This is a genomic window from Flavobacterium artemisiae (assembly GCF_042678225.1).
Taxonomy (GTDB): Bacteria; Bacteroidota; Bacteroidia; order Flavobacteriales; family Flavobacteriaceae; genus Flavobacterium; species Flavobacterium artemisiae.
On the sequence record NZ_JBHUDZ010000012.1, the window covers coordinates 531,624 to 550,313 of the forward strand.

The 18,690-nt window shown below is 32.8% G+C and carries 18 protein-coding genes; 3 read left to right on the top strand and 15 right to left on the bottom strand.

Annotated features, from left to right (window positions below):
* Positions 1–10: 10 nt before the first annotated feature.
* The 5 genes from mrdA to purH all read right to left on the bottom strand — a co-directional run bounded on the left by mrdA (position 11) and on the right by purH (position 6,029).
* Positions 11–1,984 (bottom strand): penicillin-binding protein 2, encoded by a 1,974-nt coding sequence (gene mrdA / locus ACFSC2_RS13035; protein WP_379814991.1) that lies wholly within the window; start codon positions 1,982–1,984, stop codon positions 11–13.
* Positions 1,981–2,487: a rod shape-determining protein MreD gene (locus ACFSC2_RS13040; protein ID WP_379814990.1), complete on the bottom strand. Its 507-nt coding sequence runs from the start codon at positions 2,485–2,487 to the stop codon at positions 1,981–1,983. The genes mrdA and ACFSC2_RS13040 overlap by 4 nt, the downstream gene beginning before the upstream one ends.
* Entirely contained in the window at positions 2,480–3,310 is an 831-nt protein-coding gene (gene mreC, locus ACFSC2_RS13045; protein WP_379814989.1) for a rod shape-determining protein MreC, read from the bottom strand. Before mreC ends, ACFSC2_RS13040 begins: the two co-directional genes overlap by 8 nt.
* Positions 3,311–3,417: 107 nt before the next feature.
* Entirely contained in the window at positions 3,418–4,446 is a 1,029-nt protein-coding gene (locus tag ACFSC2_RS13050; protein ID WP_008466528.1) for a rod shape-determining protein, read from the bottom strand.
* 56 nt (positions 4,447–4,502) lie between these two features.
* On the bottom strand, positions 4,503–6,029 hold the full coding sequence (gene purH, locus ACFSC2_RS13055) for a bifunctional phosphoribosylaminoimidazolecarboxamide formyltransferase/IMP cyclohydrolase (protein WP_379814988.1): 1,527 nt from the start codon (positions 6,027–6,029) through the stop codon (positions 4,503–4,505).
* A gap of 164 nt (positions 6,030–6,193) precedes the next feature.
* Here purH and ACFSC2_RS13060 point away from each other — a divergent pair, with 164 nt between their 5' ends.
* Entirely contained in the window at positions 6,194–7,441 is a 1,248-nt protein-coding gene (locus ACFSC2_RS13060; RefSeq protein WP_379814987.1) for an ABC transporter permease, read from the top strand.
* A gap of 168 nt (positions 7,442–7,609) precedes the next feature.
* On the opposite strand, the gene ACFSC2_RS13065 is transcribed toward ACFSC2_RS13060, so the two are convergent.
* From ACFSC2_RS13065 to tamL, 5 genes are all read right to left on the bottom strand, one after another.
* Positions 7,610–8,206 carry a hypothetical protein gene (locus ACFSC2_RS13065; RefSeq protein ID WP_379814986.1) on the bottom strand — a complete coding sequence of 199 codons (597 nt, stop codon included), beginning with the start codon at positions 8,204–8,206 and terminating at the stop codon, positions 7,610–7,612.
* Positions 8,207–8,295: 89 nt separating this feature from the next.
* Complete coding sequence (locus ACFSC2_RS13070) at positions 8,296–8,697, bottom strand: helix-turn-helix domain-containing protein (protein ID WP_379814984.1); 402 nt, start codon at positions 8,695–8,697, stop codon at positions 8,296–8,298.
* Positions 8,698–8,985: 288 nt separating this feature from the next.
* Positions 8,986–9,840 carry an acetyl-CoA carboxylase, carboxyltransferase subunit beta gene (gene accD, locus ACFSC2_RS13075; protein WP_026728501.1) on the bottom strand — a complete coding sequence of 285 codons (855 nt, stop codon included), beginning with the start codon at positions 9,838–9,840 and terminating at the stop codon, positions 8,986–8,988.
* Positions 9,841–9,925: 85 nt separating this feature from the next.
* Positions 9,926–10,993 carry a class II fructose-bisphosphate aldolase gene (gene fbaA, locus ACFSC2_RS13080; RefSeq protein WP_035645669.1) on the bottom strand — a complete coding sequence of 356 codons (1,068 nt, stop codon included), beginning with the start codon at positions 10,991–10,993 and terminating at the stop codon, positions 9,926–9,928.
* 61 nt (positions 10,994–11,054) lie between these two features.
* Entirely contained in the window at positions 11,055–13,607 is a 2,553-nt protein-coding gene (tamL, locus tag ACFSC2_RS13085; RefSeq protein WP_379814983.1) for a translocation and assembly module lipoprotein TamL, read from the bottom strand.
* Between the two features lie 37 nt (positions 13,608–13,644).
* On the opposite strand from tamL, the gene ACFSC2_RS13090 reads away from it, so the two are divergent.
* Positions 13,645–14,373, top strand: a complete 729-nt coding sequence (locus tag ACFSC2_RS13090) for a TrmH family RNA methyltransferase (RefSeq protein ID WP_379814982.1) — start codon at positions 13,645–13,647, stop codon at positions 14,371–14,373.
* Between the two features lie 9 nt (positions 14,374–14,382).
* Here the strand turns inward: ACFSC2_RS13090 and porT are convergent, their stop codons facing one another.
* From porT to ACFSC2_RS13110, 4 genes are all read right to left on the bottom strand, one after another.
* The gene (gene porT, locus ACFSC2_RS13095; RefSeq protein ID WP_379814980.1) at positions 14,383–15,099 is read right to left on the bottom strand and encodes a type IX secretion/gliding motility protein PorT/SprT; all 717 of its coding nucleotides are present in this window, start codon (positions 15,097–15,099) and stop codon (positions 14,383–14,385) included.
* Between the two features lies 1 nt (position 15,100).
* A complete protein-coding gene (gene ubiE / locus ACFSC2_RS13100; RefSeq protein ID WP_379814979.1) occupies positions 15,101–15,832 on the bottom strand; it encodes a bifunctional demethylmenaquinone methyltransferase/2-methoxy-6-polyprenyl-1,4-benzoquinol methylase UbiE in 732 nt (243 codons plus the stop codon).
* Positions 15,833–16,410: 578 nt separating this feature from the next.
* Positions 16,411–16,893, bottom strand: a complete 483-nt coding sequence (locus ACFSC2_RS13105) for a dihydrofolate reductase (RefSeq protein ID WP_379814978.1) — start codon at positions 16,891–16,893, stop codon at positions 16,411–16,413.
* 12 nt (positions 16,894–16,905) lie between these two features.
* On the bottom strand, positions 16,906–17,250 hold the full coding sequence (locus ACFSC2_RS13110; protein ID WP_379814977.1) for a 2TM domain-containing protein: 345 nt from the start codon (positions 17,248–17,250) through the stop codon (positions 16,906–16,908).
* 237 nt (positions 17,251–17,487) lie between these two features.
* Between ACFSC2_RS13110 and ACFSC2_RS13115 the strand changes: the two genes are divergently transcribed.
* Positions 17,488–17,784 (top strand): isoamylase early set domain-containing protein, encoded by a 297-nt coding sequence (locus tag ACFSC2_RS13115; RefSeq protein ID WP_379814976.1) that lies wholly within the window; start codon positions 17,488–17,490, stop codon positions 17,782–17,784.
* A gap of 35 nt (positions 17,785–17,819) precedes the next feature.
* Here the strand turns inward: ACFSC2_RS13115 and ACFSC2_RS13120 are convergent, their stop codons facing one another.
* The gene (locus tag ACFSC2_RS13120; protein ID WP_379814975.1) at positions 17,820–18,671 is read right to left on the bottom strand and encodes a thymidylate synthase; all 852 of its coding nucleotides are present in this window, start codon (positions 18,669–18,671) and stop codon (positions 17,820–17,822) included.
* Positions 18,672–18,690: the final 19 nt, after the last annotated feature.

The following is an 18,690-nucleotide window of genomic DNA, read 5'->3' on the forward strand; positions in this document are numbered from 1 at the left end:
ATAACCTTTCTTAGTTCTTTTTAGTAGTGTCTACTGCTGTTTTCTTTACTTCAGTTGTTGGTGTTTTTGCAACAGGAGCTTTTGGTTTAACAATTTTTGCCTGCAAAACAGAATCTTTAGGTACAGATTCAATTTTAACTGCATCAGTCATTCCGCCTAATTTGGCATATTCCGCTGCTAAACTTTTATTTAAAACTCTTACTTCTAAATCAGTTCTTGTGATTTTTTTTCTAAGATATTTTTCAATCATTAAACTCGCAATTGGTCCTGCAACAGTTGCACCAAAACCTCCATTTTCAATCATAACGGCAATCGCAATCTTCGGATTGTCTTTTGGAGCAAAAGCCACAAAGATAGAGTGATCTTTAAGTTTTTCTCTTTTACCGTTTATTTTAGCATAGTTTTCAGCTGTCCCTGTTTTTCCGCAAATATCTATTCCTTCTACACGAAGAGCATAAGCGGTACCTCTGTTGTAAACATCAAACAAACCGCTGATAACTGGCGGGAAATACTTTTGATCAATCGTTGTTACGTGTTTTGTTGTAAACTTTTCGTCTATTTTTTCTCCCTCAATTTTTTTGATGATATGAGGAGTATAATAATAACCTTGATTGGCAACAGTTGCCATCATATTCGCTAATTGAATAGGAGTCATTAAAACTTCTCCCTGACCAATGGCATTAGATACGATGGTTGAACTTCTCCATCCGCCATTAGGATAAATTCTTTTATATGTTTTAGAAGTCGGAATATTACCTCTTTTCCCGGTAGGTAAATCGTAGCCCATAAATTGTCCTAATCCAAAACTTTTTACGTGATCACTCCAGACATCTACCGCCTTACCTGGATTAGCATATTTGTTAATAGTCAACATGTAAGCTTGACCAAAATAAGTGTTACAAGAATTGTAGATTCCGTTATGAAGTTGATGAGGTCCAAAACCGTGACATTTCATAAAACGACCGCCTCCATAACTAAATCCGTGGTGGCACATAAAAGTCGTCTGTTCGTTAATAACTCCTTCTTGAAGAGCTACTAGACCAGTAAGAATTTTAAATGGAGAACCTGGAGGATACTCAGCCAAAAGTCCTCTGTCATATAATGGTTTTGCGATAGAATCGTGATATAATAACGTGTAATTTTTAGATCTTTGACGCCCAACCATAATACCAGGATCGTAAGAAGGTGCAGTAACCAATGCTAAAATTTCTCCTGTTTTAGGCTCAAGAGCTACAATACCACCTCTTTTGTTGATCATCAATTCTTCACCATACTTTTGAAGTTCGGCATCAATAGTTATATTGATGTCTTCTCCCGCGACGGCAATAGTATCGTATTTTCCTTCTTTGTATGAACCGATTTCACGGTTGTATTTATCTTTTTGAATGTATTTTACACCTTTAATTCCGCGTAAAATCTCTTCATAGCTTTGTTCAACACCTTGTTGTCCAATTAAATCTCCACTATTATAATATGGATTTTTTTCGATTAATTTTTCGTTCACCTGAGTGATGAAACCAAAAATATTGGCTCCGTAATCTACTTCGTAATCACGTAGTGATCTTTTCTGAAAATAAAAACCTTCATACTTTCTGATTTTTTCCTGAAAAGCAGCAAATTCATTTTTATTTAATTGAGATAAAAATACAGAAGGAAGTCTTGGACTGTAAACCTTTGCTTTTTCAATACGCTTGTGATATTCTTCTGGAGTAATATTTAAAAGCGTGCAAAATTCTGCGATGTTTAAATCTTTTTTTACCTCTCTCGGAATTACCATAATATCATAAGAAGCCTGATTGGCTACCAATAATTTACCGTTTCTATCGTATATATAACCTCTTTCAGGATAGTCGTAGACTTTTTTTATCGCATTGTTTTCCGATTTCAATTTGAATGAATCATCGACAATCTGCAGATAAAAGATCCTGATTACTAGCAAAGATGCTGCAATAATAATTATAGTGGGCAGCAGAACTTTTCTCATCGTTTATTGGGCTTAATAAGATAAATTATTATTATGGAGGTAATTATGGTAAATATTGAACTGAATAAGGTTCGCAGTAAAACATCCCAGAAAAACTTGAACTCAAAAGCTAAGAGCACAAATAATACAATATGATGTAAGAGAACCGATACCAGAATAAAAGAAAAACGTTCTGGGGTTAAAGATTCATTTAGTTTAATAGTTTGATATTCGTAACTCAGTCCAAAAGAAAACTTAAAGATATAGGGTCTGTAATACGCTAAAATAACACAGGCAGTGGCATGTATACCGCCTGAATTACAAAACATATCCATTGTAAGTCCAAGTAAAAAACTAGAAATTATTAAACCAGCTTTGTTGCTGTTTACCGGATAAAGTATAATATACAATATATATGGGAAAGGACTTATGTATCCTAGGAAATTCATATTATTGAAAATAACAATTTGAATTGCCAGCAGCATAATAAATCTAAAAATATTTACTAATACAGCGCTACTCATTCTTTTCCTTGCTTTTGTTTTCTAAATTGATGATCTCTTCTCTGTCTTTACTTTTGATAATATAAACGTGTCCTAAGTTTGTCATATCATTAAATAATTTGACTTTTATGACATAAAAACTCGTGTTTTCTTTTTTATAAACAATATCAACCGTCCCGATATTAATTCCTTCTGGGAAAATTGAAGATTGTCCGCCCGTAACAATTGTATCGCCTTTTCTTATCGATGCCAATCTTGGAACGTCTTCTAGCTGCACATAACCAGTACTTTTTCCGTTCCAGGTTAAAGAACCAAAGTGATTTGATTTTTTGATCTTAGCATTAATTCTAGACTTCATATTTAAGATACTTACAACTGTAGAATATCTTGCAGAAGTATTGTCAACCACTCCAATTATACCTAAGCTGTTAATTACACCCATATCAGGTTTTACTCCTTGAGTAGCTCCAGAGTTTAAGGTAATAAAGTTCTCGTGTGTATTGTAAGTGTTGTGAATTACTTTTGATACAATAATGTCGGCAGGTTTTACACCTTTGATACTATCAGCGAGAGGTGCTTTTGTAGTGTCTTTTTGATTAAACAAAAGACTTTTTAGCCTCGCGTTTTCAAGTACAAGCTCATCATTTTCGGCTCTTAAATTCAAATATTCATTTACACGATTGATTTTTTCGTAAACACCTCCGCTTAAAAAATTAGCCGAATTGATTACTCTGCTTCTGTGGAAGGAATGTGATTGAATGGTGAGAGACAATGAAATACCTAAAAGCAGCAAAAACAGCAATCGATGGCTGTTTCGTATAATGAAATTAAAAATTTGCTGCATTTCTTGTTTGGTTATTTTGTTTCAGGATATGCTTTTAGTTTCAAATTTTATTAGAGTTAAATGATGAAATTTAACTCTAATAAAAAAAATGATTGTTATGTCGAATCTTATTTAATTAAGATACTTTTGAATTTTGCAATGTTTTTAAGTGCCATTCCAGTTCCACGAACTACAGCTCTTAATGGATCTTCTGCAATGTAAACAGGTAAATCTGTTTTTTGAGAAATACGTTTGTCAAGACCTCTCAACATCGATCCACCACCAGCTAAATAGATACCAGTGTTGTAGATATCTGCAGCTAACTCTGGAGGAGTTTGAGATAGCGTTTCCATAACAGCATCTTCAATACGCTGAATAGATTTATCTAACGCCTTTGCAATCTCACGGTAAGAAACATCAACTTGTTTTGGTTTACCTGTAAGCAAATCTCTACCTTGAACAGACATGTCTTCTGGCGGTCCGTCTAAATCTTCGATAGCCGCTCCAATTTGAATTTTGATTTTTTCAGCAGTACTTTCTCCAACAAATAAGTTGTGCTGTGTACGCATGTAATACACGATATCATTTGTGAAAACGTCACCCGCAATTTTTACCGATTTGTCACAAACAATTCCGCCTAATGCAATTACAGCGATTTCAGTTGTACCACCTCCGATATCTACGATCATGTTACCTTTTGGCTGCATAATATCGATACCAATACCAATAGCTGCTGCCATTGGCTCGTGAATTAAGTAAACTTCTTTTCCGTTTACACGCTCACAAGATTCTTTTACAGCACGCATCTCAACCTCAGTAATTCCAGACGGAATACAAACTACCATTCTTAAAGCTGGAGTAAACATTCTCTTTTTTAATGCAGGAATGCTTTTAATGAACATATTGATCATTTTTTCCGAAGCATCAAAATCGGCAATTACACCATCTTTCAAAGGCCTTATGGTCTTGATGTTTTCATGCGTTTTACCTTGCATCATGTTGGCTTCTTTACCAACAGCGATGATTTTGCCGGATACTCTATCACGTGCCACGATAGAGGGGCTGTCAATAACAACTTTATCATTATGAATGATTAAAGTGTTTGCGGTACCAAGGTCTATTGCAATATCCTCGGTCATGAAATCAAAAAATCCCATAAGTTTTTTAGGGGTTTAAAATGTTATAAATTATTTATCGAACAAAGTTAAACAAATTAATGTTTAAAATGACGCGTTCCAGTAAATACCATCGCAAGATTATTTTCGTTGCAATAATTTATGCTTAATTCGTCTTTTATCGAACCTCCTGGCTGAATTACAGCAGTTATTCCTGCTTTTTTGGCTAATTCTACACAGTCCGGAAATGGGAAAAATGCATCACTTGCCATCGAGGCTCCATTTAAATCAAATCCAAAAGCTTTTGCTTTGTCAACAGCCTGAATTAAAGCGTCAACTCTTGAAGTCTGACCTGTGCCAGATGAAATCAATGTTCCGTTTTTAGCAAATACAATGGTGTTTGATTTTGTATTCTTGCAGATTTTAGAAGCAAAGATCAAATCTTCGATCTCTTGAGCAGTAGGTTCTGTAATTGTAACGGTTTTTAAATGCTCTTTATTATCAGTAATATTATTTCTGTCCTGAATTAACAAACCATTAAGACAAGTTCTTACTTGACGAGATGGCAATTCAACATCGTTTTGAACTAAAATAATTCTGTTTTTCTTCTCTTGAAGTACTTCAATTGCCTCATTATCATATTCTGGAGCAATTACAACCTCGCAGAATAACTTGTTGATTTCTTGAGCAGTTTCTAAATCAATTTTAACATTTGAAATTAGAACTCCTCCAAAAGCAGAAGTCGGATCACAAGCTAAAGCTGCTAAATAAGCCTCGCTGATTGTTTTTCTAGAAGCCAATCCGCAAGCATTGTTGTGTTTTAAGATTGCAAATGTTGGTCCGTCAGTTTTGAATTCAGCAATTAAGTTTACTGCAGCATCAACATCCAATAAGTTGTTGTATGATAATTCTTTTCCGTGAACTTTTTTGAACATAGCATCAAAATCGCCAAAGAAAAATCCTTTTTGGTGAGGGTTTTCACCATATCTTAAAACTTGACCGTTTGCAATGCTTTCTTTGTAAATAGTCTCGTCTGTGTTGAAATAATTAAAAATAGCTCCGTCATAGTGAGAAGAAACGTGGAATGCTTTTGTAGCAAACAATCTTCTGTTTTCTAAAGTTGTAGAACCATTTTGCTCAGTAATTAAATCTAAGAGCAAACTGTATTCGTTTACTGAAGCTACAATTACAGTGTCTTTGAAGTTTTTTGCACCAGCACGGATTAATGAAATACCGCCAATGTCAATTTTTTCAATAATATCTTGTTCGCTTGCGCCAGAAGCAACTGTTTTTTCAAAAGGATATAAATCAACAATCACTAAATCGATCTGCGGAATATCAAATTCCTTCATTTGCTGCACATCACTTTCATTGTCTTGACGATTCAAGATTCCACCAAAAATTTTTGGATGTAATGTTTTTACTCTTCCACCAAGAATTTCAGGGAAAGAAGTAATATCTTCAACAGGAACTACCGGAATACCAAGGTTTTTGATAAAATCTTCTGTTCCTCCAGTTGAATAAAGTGTTACATTTTGTTCGTGTAATTTTCTAACAATTGGCTCTAATCCATCTTTAGAAAAAACTGAAATTAATGCTGATTGTATTTTTTTTGTTGTGCTCATTGTGTAGTTATGTTTTTCAGTCTGCAAAAGTAGTTTTTTTATATATTATTTTAAAGTAATTATTGTAACAAAATGGTAAAAAAATCTACTGATGAGTAAGTTAACTTTTATTAGGTTTTTGTTTTTAAATTATTGAATTTTACTCTATTGAAAAATACCAAAATATGATTGTCTATTTAAGATTATTAAAAGAAAGTCTAAGTTTCGCTATTAATGCACTTCGCAATAACAAATTGAGAACATTGTTGTCTTTGTTAGGCGTAACTATTGGAATTTTTTCAATTATTGCTGTTTTGGCTGCTGTTGATTCTTTAGACAAAAAAATCACTAAAGATTTGAGCAGCTTAGATAAAAATACGATTTATTTAATGAAATTCAGTTTTGGACCGTCCGAAATTCCACAATGGAAAAGAGAACAGTTCCCAAACGTAAAATATGACGAATACATTGCACTTAAAAATTCAATGAATAATACCGATCAAGTCGGATTTCAGCTTTTCGTAAATAGAGAAAGTTTAAAATACGATTCAAAAACCGTGAGCGATGTAAATATAATTCCGTCGTCAAGCGAAATGGTCGATATTGATGGATTAAGTTTTGATAAAGGAAGATTTTATAATGAATCCGAATCAAATTCTGGAACAGCAGTTGTTGTTTTAGGACATGATATTGCCGACGGACTTTTTGGAGAAAGTGATCCGATTGGTAAAAACATTCGTTTGTACGGACAGCGTTTTACTGTAATTGGTGTAATGGCAAAACAAGGAGCCGGTTTTTTTGGAGACAGTAACGATACTTCGGTTTATCTTCCTGTGAATTTTCTTCGCAGAATGTACGGGGACAGTGATGCAATGACGCCAATGATTGTTTTGAAACCTACAAAAGGTGTTGATATGGAGGCGTATAAAGCAGAAGTGACGCAAAAAATAAGATCAATACGCGGAATGAAAGCGGGAGAAATGGACAATTTTTTTATTAATGTACTTTCTGGATTCACCGATTTTATCGACGGAATTTTAGGTCAAATGAATTTTGTAGGCTGGATTATCAGCGGATTTTCTCTTTTAGTCGGCGGTTTCGGGATTGCCAATATTATGTTTGTTTCGGTTAAAGAAAGAACCAATCTTATTGGTATTCAGAAATCATTAGGAGCAAAAAATAAATTTATACTTTTTCAATTTTTGTTTGAAGCTGTAATTCTATCTGTTATTGGTGGAATCATCGGACTTCTAATGGTTTGGGGAATTGCATTCGCTTTAACCAAATTGCTCGATTTTGAGTTTGTTCTCAGTTTAGGAAATATAATTTTGGGGACAACTCTTGCTGCTATTATTGGATTGATTTCAGGGATTCTTCCTGCAATTTCAGCAGCGAATTTAGATCCAGTTGAAGCGATTCGAACAGGAATGTAGTTTTTTTTCTTAGGGTCAAAGGTTCAGAGAAACAAAGGGTCAAAGGTTTTTGAAATGGTTAAGGTACTGATTTATCAAGATTCAAAGATTTTTGTAAAGCTTTTAAAGTTTATATATGAATTGCCTCCAGCTTTAGCTGGAGGTTTATTTTTTTAAGAAGTAGAGACTTTAGTCGAATTGATTAGGAAGCTTTATTTTTGTTCGATCCCATTTAATAGAGTCAGGATAATAGTAAATATGTTCGTTTCTGTTGTTTTTATATTTTAAAACTGTGTCTTCTTCTTGCGTTGTTCTTCTTATTTCAAATGCCCGTAATTTGTTTTTATTTATAAAATTAAAAAAAGATGTGTTTTTTATTGTGTCATTTTGAGATGCAACAATTAGTATTCTGTATCTTTCTTCTTTGATTAAAATATTTTCAGAAAGAAAGTCGTTAATACTTCCTTTTGGAATTTTGACTATATCTTTTGGTTGCAAATTGATAAAATGAGGTAAAGTGTCATTCTCTAATCCTGTTCCGCATATAGCTCCTGTATATTCTTTTTGATAATAATAAAAATGACCTTTTTTATCAATTAATAATTGACTTTCATTGTAGAAACCTTTAGGTGGAAGAGGGATGTTTTTTCCCTTTAAATAATTTGAAAGTTTAATATCCTCATAAGAAATAATATATGGTTTGTTTTTTATGATGATGTTTTCTTTTCTCTTATCGCAATTGGAAAGAAGAAAACAAATCATAAAACCAATAAAAATTCTAGCCATAAAGAATAAGATTTAAAATAAAGATATAAAAAAATCCCAAGAAGTAATTTCCTAGGATTTTCTATTGAATTTATATGTTTGTGAGAGTTCTATTTCTCTTTTAATAATTTTTCTAAATATTCAACCTTTTCTTTTTCTGCCTGAAGCATACGTTCGTAAAGTTCAATAACTTTATCTAATGGATTGAATGTGCAATGAGTTGGATTAAACATTCCATTTATCCCAGTACTTGTGCTGTTATCATAAAAACTATTGAAATAATTAATCATATTTTCTTCAGTAAAGTTTTTAATTGCTTCAGTACTAACGCCAAGAGCTTTTGCTACTTCTTCAAGTTTTGCATCTTCTATGGTTTCGCTGTTTTCTAATATCGATACAGATTGTTGAGATATTCCCAAAGCTTGTGCCAATGCTTCTTGCTTCATGTCTTTAAGTTCGCGAATACGACTTATTTTTCGTCCTATATGAATTGGTTTTGTTGCTGTGCTCATAATTCAAAGATATTTATATTACTTTAGAAAAAAATAGATTTCGGTAAAAAACAAGTCAATTTATGTGCTATACATTTTTCAATTATTTTGACTGTTATCTTGTGTTTAGAAACAAAAATACAATTTTTCAGACAAGTATTCGTATTTGAAACGTAGTTTGCTTTCCTGCAAGGTTTCCAAAACCTTACAAGAGAACTTAACTGAACTTATATAACTTATATGGTTTAAAAACAAAAAAAATCCCAAGAAGCAATTTCTTGGGATTTCGTATTTTGAATAGTTTTAAAACTATCTAATATCATTGTTTTGAATTAAATCGATGTATAAGTTGATCTTATCTTTCAATTCTTTTCTAGGCGTGATAAAGTCTAAGAAACCGTGCTCTAAAAGAAACTCAGCAGTTTGGAAACCTTCTGGTAAATCTTTTCCTGTAGTATCACGTACAACACGCGGACCAGCAAAACCAATCAAAGCGCCTGGTTCAGAGATGTTTATGTCTCCTAACATTGCGTAAGATGCAGTTGTTCCACCCGTTGTTGGATCTGTACAAAGAGAGATGTAAGGTAATTTAGCTTCCGCTAATTGAGCTAATTTTACAGAAGTTTTTGCTAATTGCATTAAAGAATAAGCAGCTTCCATCATACGAGCTCCACCAGATTTAGAAATCATTACAAAAGGCAATTTGTTTTTGATCGCGTGATCAATACCTCTTGCGATTTTTTCTCCTACAACAGCTCCCATAGATCCACCAATAAAAGCGAAATCCATACAGCAGATTACAAGTTCTCTTCCTTTAGATTTTCCTACTCCCGTACGTACAGCGTCTTTAAGATGAGTTTTTTCCATTACATCTTTTAATCTTTCTGCATATTTTTTTGTATCCACAAAATGCAGAGGATCTTTAGAAGTCATGTTTTTATCTAACTCAACAAATTCGTTGTTGTCGAATAAAATTTCAAAATAGGTTGCGCTTCCAATTCGAACGTGAAAATCATCTTCAGGGCTTACGAATAAATTTCTCGCTAATTCGTCAGCATCAATAATTTTTCCAGTAGGAGATTTGTACCACAATCCTTTCGGAACGTCCATCTTGTCTTCTGTCGCGGTCGTAATCCCTTTTTCTTGTCTTTTAAACCAAGCCATTTTTTAAAATTTAAGATTTAAGATTTTAGACTTTAGATTTTAGATTCCAAAAAGAAATCTAAAATCTAAAATCAGATATCTAAAATTATAGTGTATTCACATTGTTTAAGTCAGCAAAAGCTTGTTCAAGTCTTGCGTTGAATGTTACTTCGCTTTCACGAACCCATCTTCTTGGATCGTAATATTTTTTGTTTGGAGCATCTGCACCTTCTGGGTTACCGATTTGAGATTTCAAATAGTCAAGATTTTTAACCATATAATCACGGATTCCTTCAGTGTATGCAAACTGTAAATCTGTATCAATGTTCATTTTGATAACTCCGTAGCTAATTCCTTCTCTGATTTCTTCAAGTGTAGAACCTGAACCTCCGTGGAAAACGAAATCAACTGGATTGTGTCCTGTGTTGAATTTGTTTTGTACGAAATCCTGAGAATTTTTTAAGATTTTTGGAGTCAATTTTACGTTTCCTGGTTTGTAAACACCGTGAACGTTTCCAAAAGCAGCAGCGATTGTAAATTTAGGACTTACTTTAGAAAGTTCTTCGTAAGCATAAGCTACTTCTTCTGGCTGCGTGTATAATTTTGAGCTGTCAACATCAGAGTTATCAACACCATCTTCTTCACCACCTGTAATACCAAGCTCGATTTCTAATGTCATACCCATTTTGCTCATTCTAGCTAAATACTCTTTACAGATCTCGATATTTTCTTCGATTGGCTCCTCAGACAAATCGATCATATGAGAACTAAATAATGGTTTTCCTGTTTCTGCGAAATGTTTTTCAGAAGCATCTAATAAACCATCAATCCAAGGCAAAAGTTTTTTTGCACAGTGGTCAGTATGTAGAATTACAGTTGCACCGTAAGCTTCTGCTAATGTATGAATGTGTTTTGCTCCCGCGATTCCTCCTGCGATAGCCGCTTTTTCTCCAGCATTTGATAATCCTTTTCCAGCGTTGAATTGTGCTCCACCATTAGAGAATTGAATAATTACCGGTGCATTTAATTTTGCAGCAGTTTCAAGAACTCCATTGATTGTGCTTGACCCGGTTACGTTTACTGCAGGTAAAGCAAAACCTTTTTCTTTAGCGTAATTAAAGATTTCCTGAACCTGATCTCCAGTAGCTACTCCCGGTTTAATGTTGTGTGCCATTTTTAATTTTTTTTATAGTTGTTTTTAGTTTTTAGGTTGCAAAAATAAGAATTAATTAGCATTAGAACGGATAATTTATACCAAAATTTAAAACGGAGTGCCCAAAATTGTACTCTTTAAACCATCGGTCTCCCTTCGCATGCGCCGGATTATAAGTCTTAAAGCCTAAATCTAAACGAATAACAAAAAAGCTTAAATCGTATCGTAAACCAAATCCTGTCCCTAAAGCAATTTCTTCTAAATCGTTTAAGTTGTTAAATTTTGCTTTCTCATCTATCACATTATCCATCACATTCCAGATATTCCCGGCGTCTGCGAAGATGGCTCCCTTCACATCTCCGAAAATTTTGAAACGAAATTCGCCGCTCAAAGCAATCTTCATATTGGCTTCATTAAAGTCGTTTACAGCATTTGTGCTTCCTGGTCCGAGAGCATACGGCTGCCACGCACGATTATCGTTGGAACCTCCTGCGTAATAACTTCGTGAAAACGGAATATAATTAGAGTTTCCAAAAGGAATCGCGATCCCGAAGAAACTTCTAACTGCCAAAACTTTTTCTTTACCAAAATCCCAGTGTTTGATATAATCAAATTCTGTTTTAATGTATTCAGAATATTCTAGATTGAAAATTTCATAGTTTCCTCTTGCATTTTTTGGCAGATTTCCAATAGCAGAAACGGCAGATAATAATGTTCCAGCAGATTCAATTTTTGCTCTTATTTGATAAAAAGTATTATCAGCAAGATCTTTTTTGGTTGTTTTTGTGAAAGTGTAATTGGTTGCTAGAATAAAATCATTTTCCGTCAAACGAATTCTTCTTTCCTCAATACTTTCAACTTCTTTGTACTGAGGGTCAGATGGAGTTAAATCGGTTTGGCCAGTTAAAACTTCATTGGTAAAATCGGTAGTTCCTTTTGGAATTGTTAAGTTATTATTGCCATCTACTTCTGCATTTTTATTGTAAACACTTGCTATATTATTCAAATCATCATAAGAAGAAGTGTAAACATTGTAATAATTACCAGGATTTAAATTACGAACAAATTGCGCATTTAAAAGTTCAAATTTAGCAGTATTGTGTCTTTTAGGTGTCCAGTTATAAGCAATACCTCCTGTAAAGTTTTCTTTATCCAGACCAATATTACGCTGTTTAGAAAAACCAGAAGATATTTGTGTAGAAGGAATCATACTTTTCGGAATAATCTTTTCTGTTCCAAAAGGCAGTAATATTCTAGGAAAATTCAGTTTTAAATCCAATCCATATTCAGAAACATTGAAGAAATTATCATTCGGATTGGCCATATCTCTTGAAGAACCAATATTTAAACGGGCAGAAATTTCTAAAGTTTCAGCGCGATTAAATACATTTCGAATTGTTTCAGAAACACTCGCTCCAATTCCAAAATCTTGAATGTTAGAGTGCGTGAAGTCAAGCGTGGCTCCAAAACTATATTTTTTTCTAGGCGTTAAATAAACATTTGCAATTAAAGATTCTGCTGCTGGATCTCTCTTATCAACTTCATATTGAATAGAAGGATAATTGAAGATCTTTAAATTATTTAAATATCGAGAAGAAAGGGTAGTTCTAAAATCGGCAAAAGAACCTCCTTTAGTAATAAAAATAGCATCAGTAATAGCTCGCGGTTTGTACTTTAATGTTTTATAACTGTATAAATTAAAGTTGTTGTATGTTGTGCTGTCGGTAACTGGCTTTTTTGCATTTGCAGCAGAATAATCGGTGTAAATATTTACGTCGCTTATTTTGTACAGTTTAAAAGGTTCTGTACGGCTCGAATCTCTTTCTTGAATATTATTGTTGTTAATAATTAAAGTAACATTGGCTTTGTTTTTTTTGCCAATGGTATCAATGTCAAAAGTTACATAAGTAGGCTGAAAATAGTAAGCTCCGTGATTTCTAAAATAAGTGGTAATTCTGTTTTTTTCTTCTTCAAAATCAGAAGTTTTGTATTGATTTCCAGATTTTATAAAAGAAGGTTCGTTATTTGTTTTATATAATGAATCAAGAGCCGGAGTCATGATTTTGGTCGAAATAGTATCAATAATATAAGCTGGACCTGTAGTTATATTATAGTTTACTTCGGCCTTTTTACGCCCGAGACTGTCAATCGTATAATCGGTTTTAATATCAAAAAAACCATTGTTAAAATAATAATATTTTAAACGAAGTAAGGATTTCTTTGTTTTAGAAGTGTCTATAATTACAGGCGGTTCACCAGTATTTTTTAAAAATTCATGAATACCTTTGTAATAAAAAGACTGCCCAAGACGATCGACTTGTTTTGCCGAATATATTTTGGACATACGCTCGTATTTACCAGGATGTTTTTTAAATTTTGCCTGATAGGTTGAATCGGGATTTAAATTGGCAAGATTATAAAGATTTAAACGTAAACGATATCCAAGTAAAGTTCCGTTTGGCTTTTGGTACATTTGATTAGAGGCAGTTTCATCATTTGTTGATTTGCCATTTACCAAAATATTATTTTTTACAAGAAGGTTTTTTCCATCAGGAACTCTTTTTACAGCATTACAAGCACAAATTAATGTTGCTATTAGAATAAATGCTGTTATTTTTGTGGAATTGTTTTTCAAGTGTTCTTAAATATTTAATTCAAAAGTACATTATTTTATGGTTAGTAAAAACCAAATAAAGCTTATCTCTAGTTTACATCAAAAAAAGCATCGTTTTGCTAATCAATTATTTTTTGCCGAAGGAGTAAAAGTAATTCAAGAATTGTTGGAATCCAATTTCGAATTAGACCATTTATATACTACGATAAATGATTTTGAAACAGTTCAGTCTTCAAAACGAACTCTTATTAATGAACAAGAACTAAAAAAAATAAGTGCTTTGTCAACTCCAAATACGTGTTTGGCGGTTTTCAAAATGCCATCCGAAAACAAAATGATCAATTCTGGTCTGATTCTGGCTTTAGACGATATTCGAGATCCTGGAAACCTAGGAACTATTCTTCGTCTTTGCGATTGGTTCGGAATAAAACAAATCGTCTGTTCTAAAGAAACAGTAGATATTTATAATCCAAAAGTAGTACAGGCAACAATGGGCTCTATTACTCGCGTAAATGTGAATTATGTTGATCTGAAAACGTTTTTAAATCAGACAGAAATGCCAGTTTTTGGAACTTTCATGGATGGAGACAATATTTATCAATCTGATCTTCCGCAGGACGGAATCATTATTATGGGTAATGAAGCCAATGGAATTTCTGCAGAAATTGAAAAATCAGTTACCAGTCGTTTAACGATTCCAAGATTTGGTGAGCTCCAAAAAACCGAAAGTTTAAATGTAGCAACAGCAACAGCAATTATTCTTAGTGAATTTAAACGAAAGAGTTAAGAAATTGTTTTAATGAAATGTGAAATTTATTAAAATAGCTCTAGATTTCATAGAATCAATATTATCAGTCCATGGACTTGGGCCATTTGCTGGATTGTCACGAATTAATTCGTCGCTAATACCAAACATTCCTCTTACTGAAGGAGAAAAGATAAAATATTCTGTAAAGATATCAATTCCTAATCCCAGTTCGTAAGCTCCAGTCCATTGTTTTACTCTAAATTTCTGCTGGAAGTTATCGTCTTTAGACTTCGCATTACTGGATAGATTTAATGTCGTAGACATACCTCCTACCAAATAAGGGCGAATGTTTCCAGTTCGCAGAGCAGAAAACTTTAATAACAAAGGAAAATGAATATAGGTGCTGTTTACCTCGCGCAGATAATCTCTTTCTAGATTACCCATTTCTGGATAATACAAATCACGTTTTGTATAATACAAACCTGGTTCAAAACGCAGATTTAAATATTCCTGCAGTCTTAAATCGGCTACAACACCTACGTTAAATCCAGTTGTCTTTTTTACCTGAATATCTGCTTTTGGCGGTGTTTTGTAATCAAATTTAAAGTCGAAACTATTAAAACCTAAATAATAACCGAAATAAAGGCGTTGTTTCTGCCAGTTTTCAAGGTTAATAATAGGATCCTTGCTAAACATATTTTTAGCAAATTGGGAATAACCTTTTGTCGTTAAGACCAATAAAATTAAGATTACAGCTTTTTTCATACTATTTTTTAGATGCAGAATAAATCGTTGCAACGCCAAAAGTTTGCGGCATAGCTACAACATTTATAAACCCAGTTTTTCTCAAAATATTGTTTAAGGCTTCTCCATACGGAAAAGCAGCAGCAGATTCAGATAAATAACCGTAAGCATTATTATCTTTAGAAAACAATTTTCCAATTAATGGAAGGATGTTTTTGCTGTAAAATTTGTAACCTTGTTTGTACGGAAATTTGTCTGGAACAGAAGTTTCTAATATTACAAAAATTCCGTTTGGTTTTAAAACACGTAAAATTTCCGCAAAACCTTTTTCTAGATGTTCAAAATTTCTAACGCCGAAACCTACAGTAATAGCGTCAAAATAATTATCTTCAAAAGGCATATTTTCAGAATCACCAAGTACTAATTCAATAGTATTAGATAAGTTTTTTTCAGCTACTTTCTTTTTACCAACTTCAAGCATACCAGCAGAAATATCCAGACCTATAATTTTTTCAGCATTAGTCTGCGCTAATAAAATAGCCAAATCTCCAGTTCCTGTAGCAATATCTAGAATAACCTTTGGTTTTGTGTCCGAAACTAATTTTAATACTTTTTTGCGCCATTTAACATCGATTCCAAATGAAATGACACGGTTCAAATTATCGTAATTCCCAGAAATGTTGTCAAACATTTGAGTTACTTGTTCTTTTTTACCTAAGGTAGAATCTTTATATGGAGTTATTTTTTCAGACATTTTTTTTATTTAGGGCAAATATAAACAATCTAGCTTAACTGTAATTGAGTTTTTTAAATTGTAAATTAAATGTTTTGAGAAGGTTTGTTATAGGATATCTCAAAAGAAATTTCAGCATCCCTAAATCTAGGTATTTTGCAAATATCCCTAAATCTTGGTATTGTCTAGTAGGCCTATTCTTTGCAACTTTGTTAAAGTAAAAATGATTAAAGTTTTAATGATTGATAATTGAAACTTAGGCTCAATCAAATGAGTATTTTTTGCACTGGTAAGCATTTGTTCTTGCAGGTAGTTTTGTAAGTATTGTTCTTGGGGGAAATACTATTAAAAGTGCGAAATACGTTCTTAGGATTAAATTTGTTTTTGGAAATTTTAATTTTCTGCCTTTAATATCTTAGTGGTATTTGTTATTAAAGGCGTTTTGAGATTTAGGTCTCAATTTACATTAAATGTTATTCAGTTATTTCAAGTGTTTTAAACATTTGTGATTTTTTTTAACAAAACTATTTCTTGAGCGAGTCAGGTCTAAAAAATCAATTGTTTGTAAAAACACCCTTCAAAAGAGGGTGTTTTTTATTTTATTTACGAATGTAAGTTTCGTAAGTATAATCATAAAGATGTTTGTCGTCTTTAAAATTCTCTTCAGATTCTACCAAAAGCCATTCGTCCTTATTTATTTTAGGGAAAAAAGTATCAGCATCAAAAGTGTGATGCACTTTGGTTAATTCTATAATATCTGTAAACGGAAGAGCAAGATTATAGATTTCACCGCCGCCAATAATATAATTATCCTCGTCTTCAGGACAAACTTCAATAGCTTTTTCGATACTGTCAACAACAATGCATCCTTCTGGCTTGTAATTTTCCTGACGCGTGATTACGACGTGTGTTCTATTAGGAAGAGGTTTAGGAAAACTTTCAAAAGTTTTTCTTCCCATAATGATGTAATGACCAGTTGTAAGCGTTTTGAATCTTTTAAAATCATTTGGCAAATGCCATACTAAATCATTGTTTTTTCCAAGTGCATTATTTTCGGCCACAGCCGCTATCATTATAATCATGGTAAGCTTATTCTAAATTTTAGTTTCATTGTCTTCGTTTACAGAAGACTCAAGTTGACTTATTCTTTTTTGCTGCAAGGCAACCAATCTGTCAATTTGTTCTCTTTCCCATTTTTTGTTCATAAAACGATCGGTAATATAAACTTTTATAAAATGAAGAATAAAAATAAAAAGCCAGATCGTAACGCCCCAAATACACCAGTTTTGTGTCGTTCCTTCACCAAATCCAAAAAATCTATTGGCAACAAATAAAAATAAACTTCCTATCAGAAAAAGTACAAAATGAAAATAAAGGATTTTTTTTTGTCTTAATCGTCGTCTAGCATACTCGTATTGTTCGTGTACTTCTTTTTCCATAAGATAAAAATGAGATTATAAAGTTAAAATTTATTTTTAAAAGACACTATTTTGTTGTTGGAATATTTGTTTTAAAAGCATCTGCAGGTTTGAATTATAAAATTTAAGGTACATTAAATTATTGATATCATTAAAAAACTGTAGTGTTTTTCGGATAATCGCAAATCGATCAGGCAGATGCATATCTTGTAGTGATTTTGTTTAATTTTATTTTATAAATCTAAAAACTAAATAGTTATGTCTTTGAAAAAACAATTTGTTAAAACGAAACCAGTATGTAAAGTTACTTTTTCGATAGATGCAAAAGAGGCCAGTTCGGCAGCAGTTGTAGGTGATTTCAATAATTGGAATGCCGAAGAAGGGGCTTTGAGTAAATTAAAAAACGGAACTTTTAAGGCTACCTACGATTTAGTTAAAGATGCCATTTATGAGTTTAAGTATTTAATTGACGGAGCATACGTAAACGATCCCGAAGCTGATTCTTATAAATGGAATGATTATGCTGGAAGTGAAAATAGTGTTTTAGTTGTATAAAAAAATCCGCTTAAATTTTAAGCGGATTTTGTTTTTTATACGGCAACACTTCCCTTTATAGCGGGATGCGGATCATAATCGACCAATGTAAAATCATTATAGTCAAAATCAAAAATGTTTTTGATCTCTGGATTCAAAATCATTTTTGGTAATGGTTTAGGTTCTCTTGACAATTGCAGTTCCAATTGTTCAAAGTGATTGTTGTAAATGTGAGCATCACCAAATGTGTGAATAAAATCTCCTGGCTCTAAATCGCAAACCTGAGCAATCATCATTGTTAATAATGCATAAGATGCAATGTTAAATGGAACGCCTAAAAAGATATCAGCACTTCTTTGATATAATTGACAAGAAAGTTTTCCTTTAGTTTCTCCTTTTTCAAGATCTGGACTTGCTACATAAAACTGAAAAAAGGCGTGGCATGGAGGTAAAGCTGCTTTGTTATTAGCAACATTTTCTTCGAATGACTTTTTAGTATCAGGTAAAACAGAAGGATTCCAAGCAGAAACCAGCATTCGACGGCTGTTTGGATTAGTCTTTAATTCTGTAATTAATTCAGAAATCTGATCAATTTCTTCGCTGTTCCAGTTTCTCCATTGATGTCCGTAAACTGGTCCTAAATCGCCGTTTGTATCGGCCCATTCATCCCAGATTTTAACACCGTTTTCTTTTAAATAATTGATGTTTGTATCGCCTTTTAAAAACCAAAGCAATTCGTAAATAATAGATTTTAAATGCAGTTTTTTGGTTGTTACCATTGGGAAACCTTCACTTAAATCAAAACGCATCTGGTAGCCAAAAACACTTTTTGTTCCCGTTCCCGTTCTGTCGCCTTTTTGATTGCCGTTTTCTAAAACGTGTTTTACTAAATCTAAGTATTGTTTCATTTGGATAAAATCTAATATT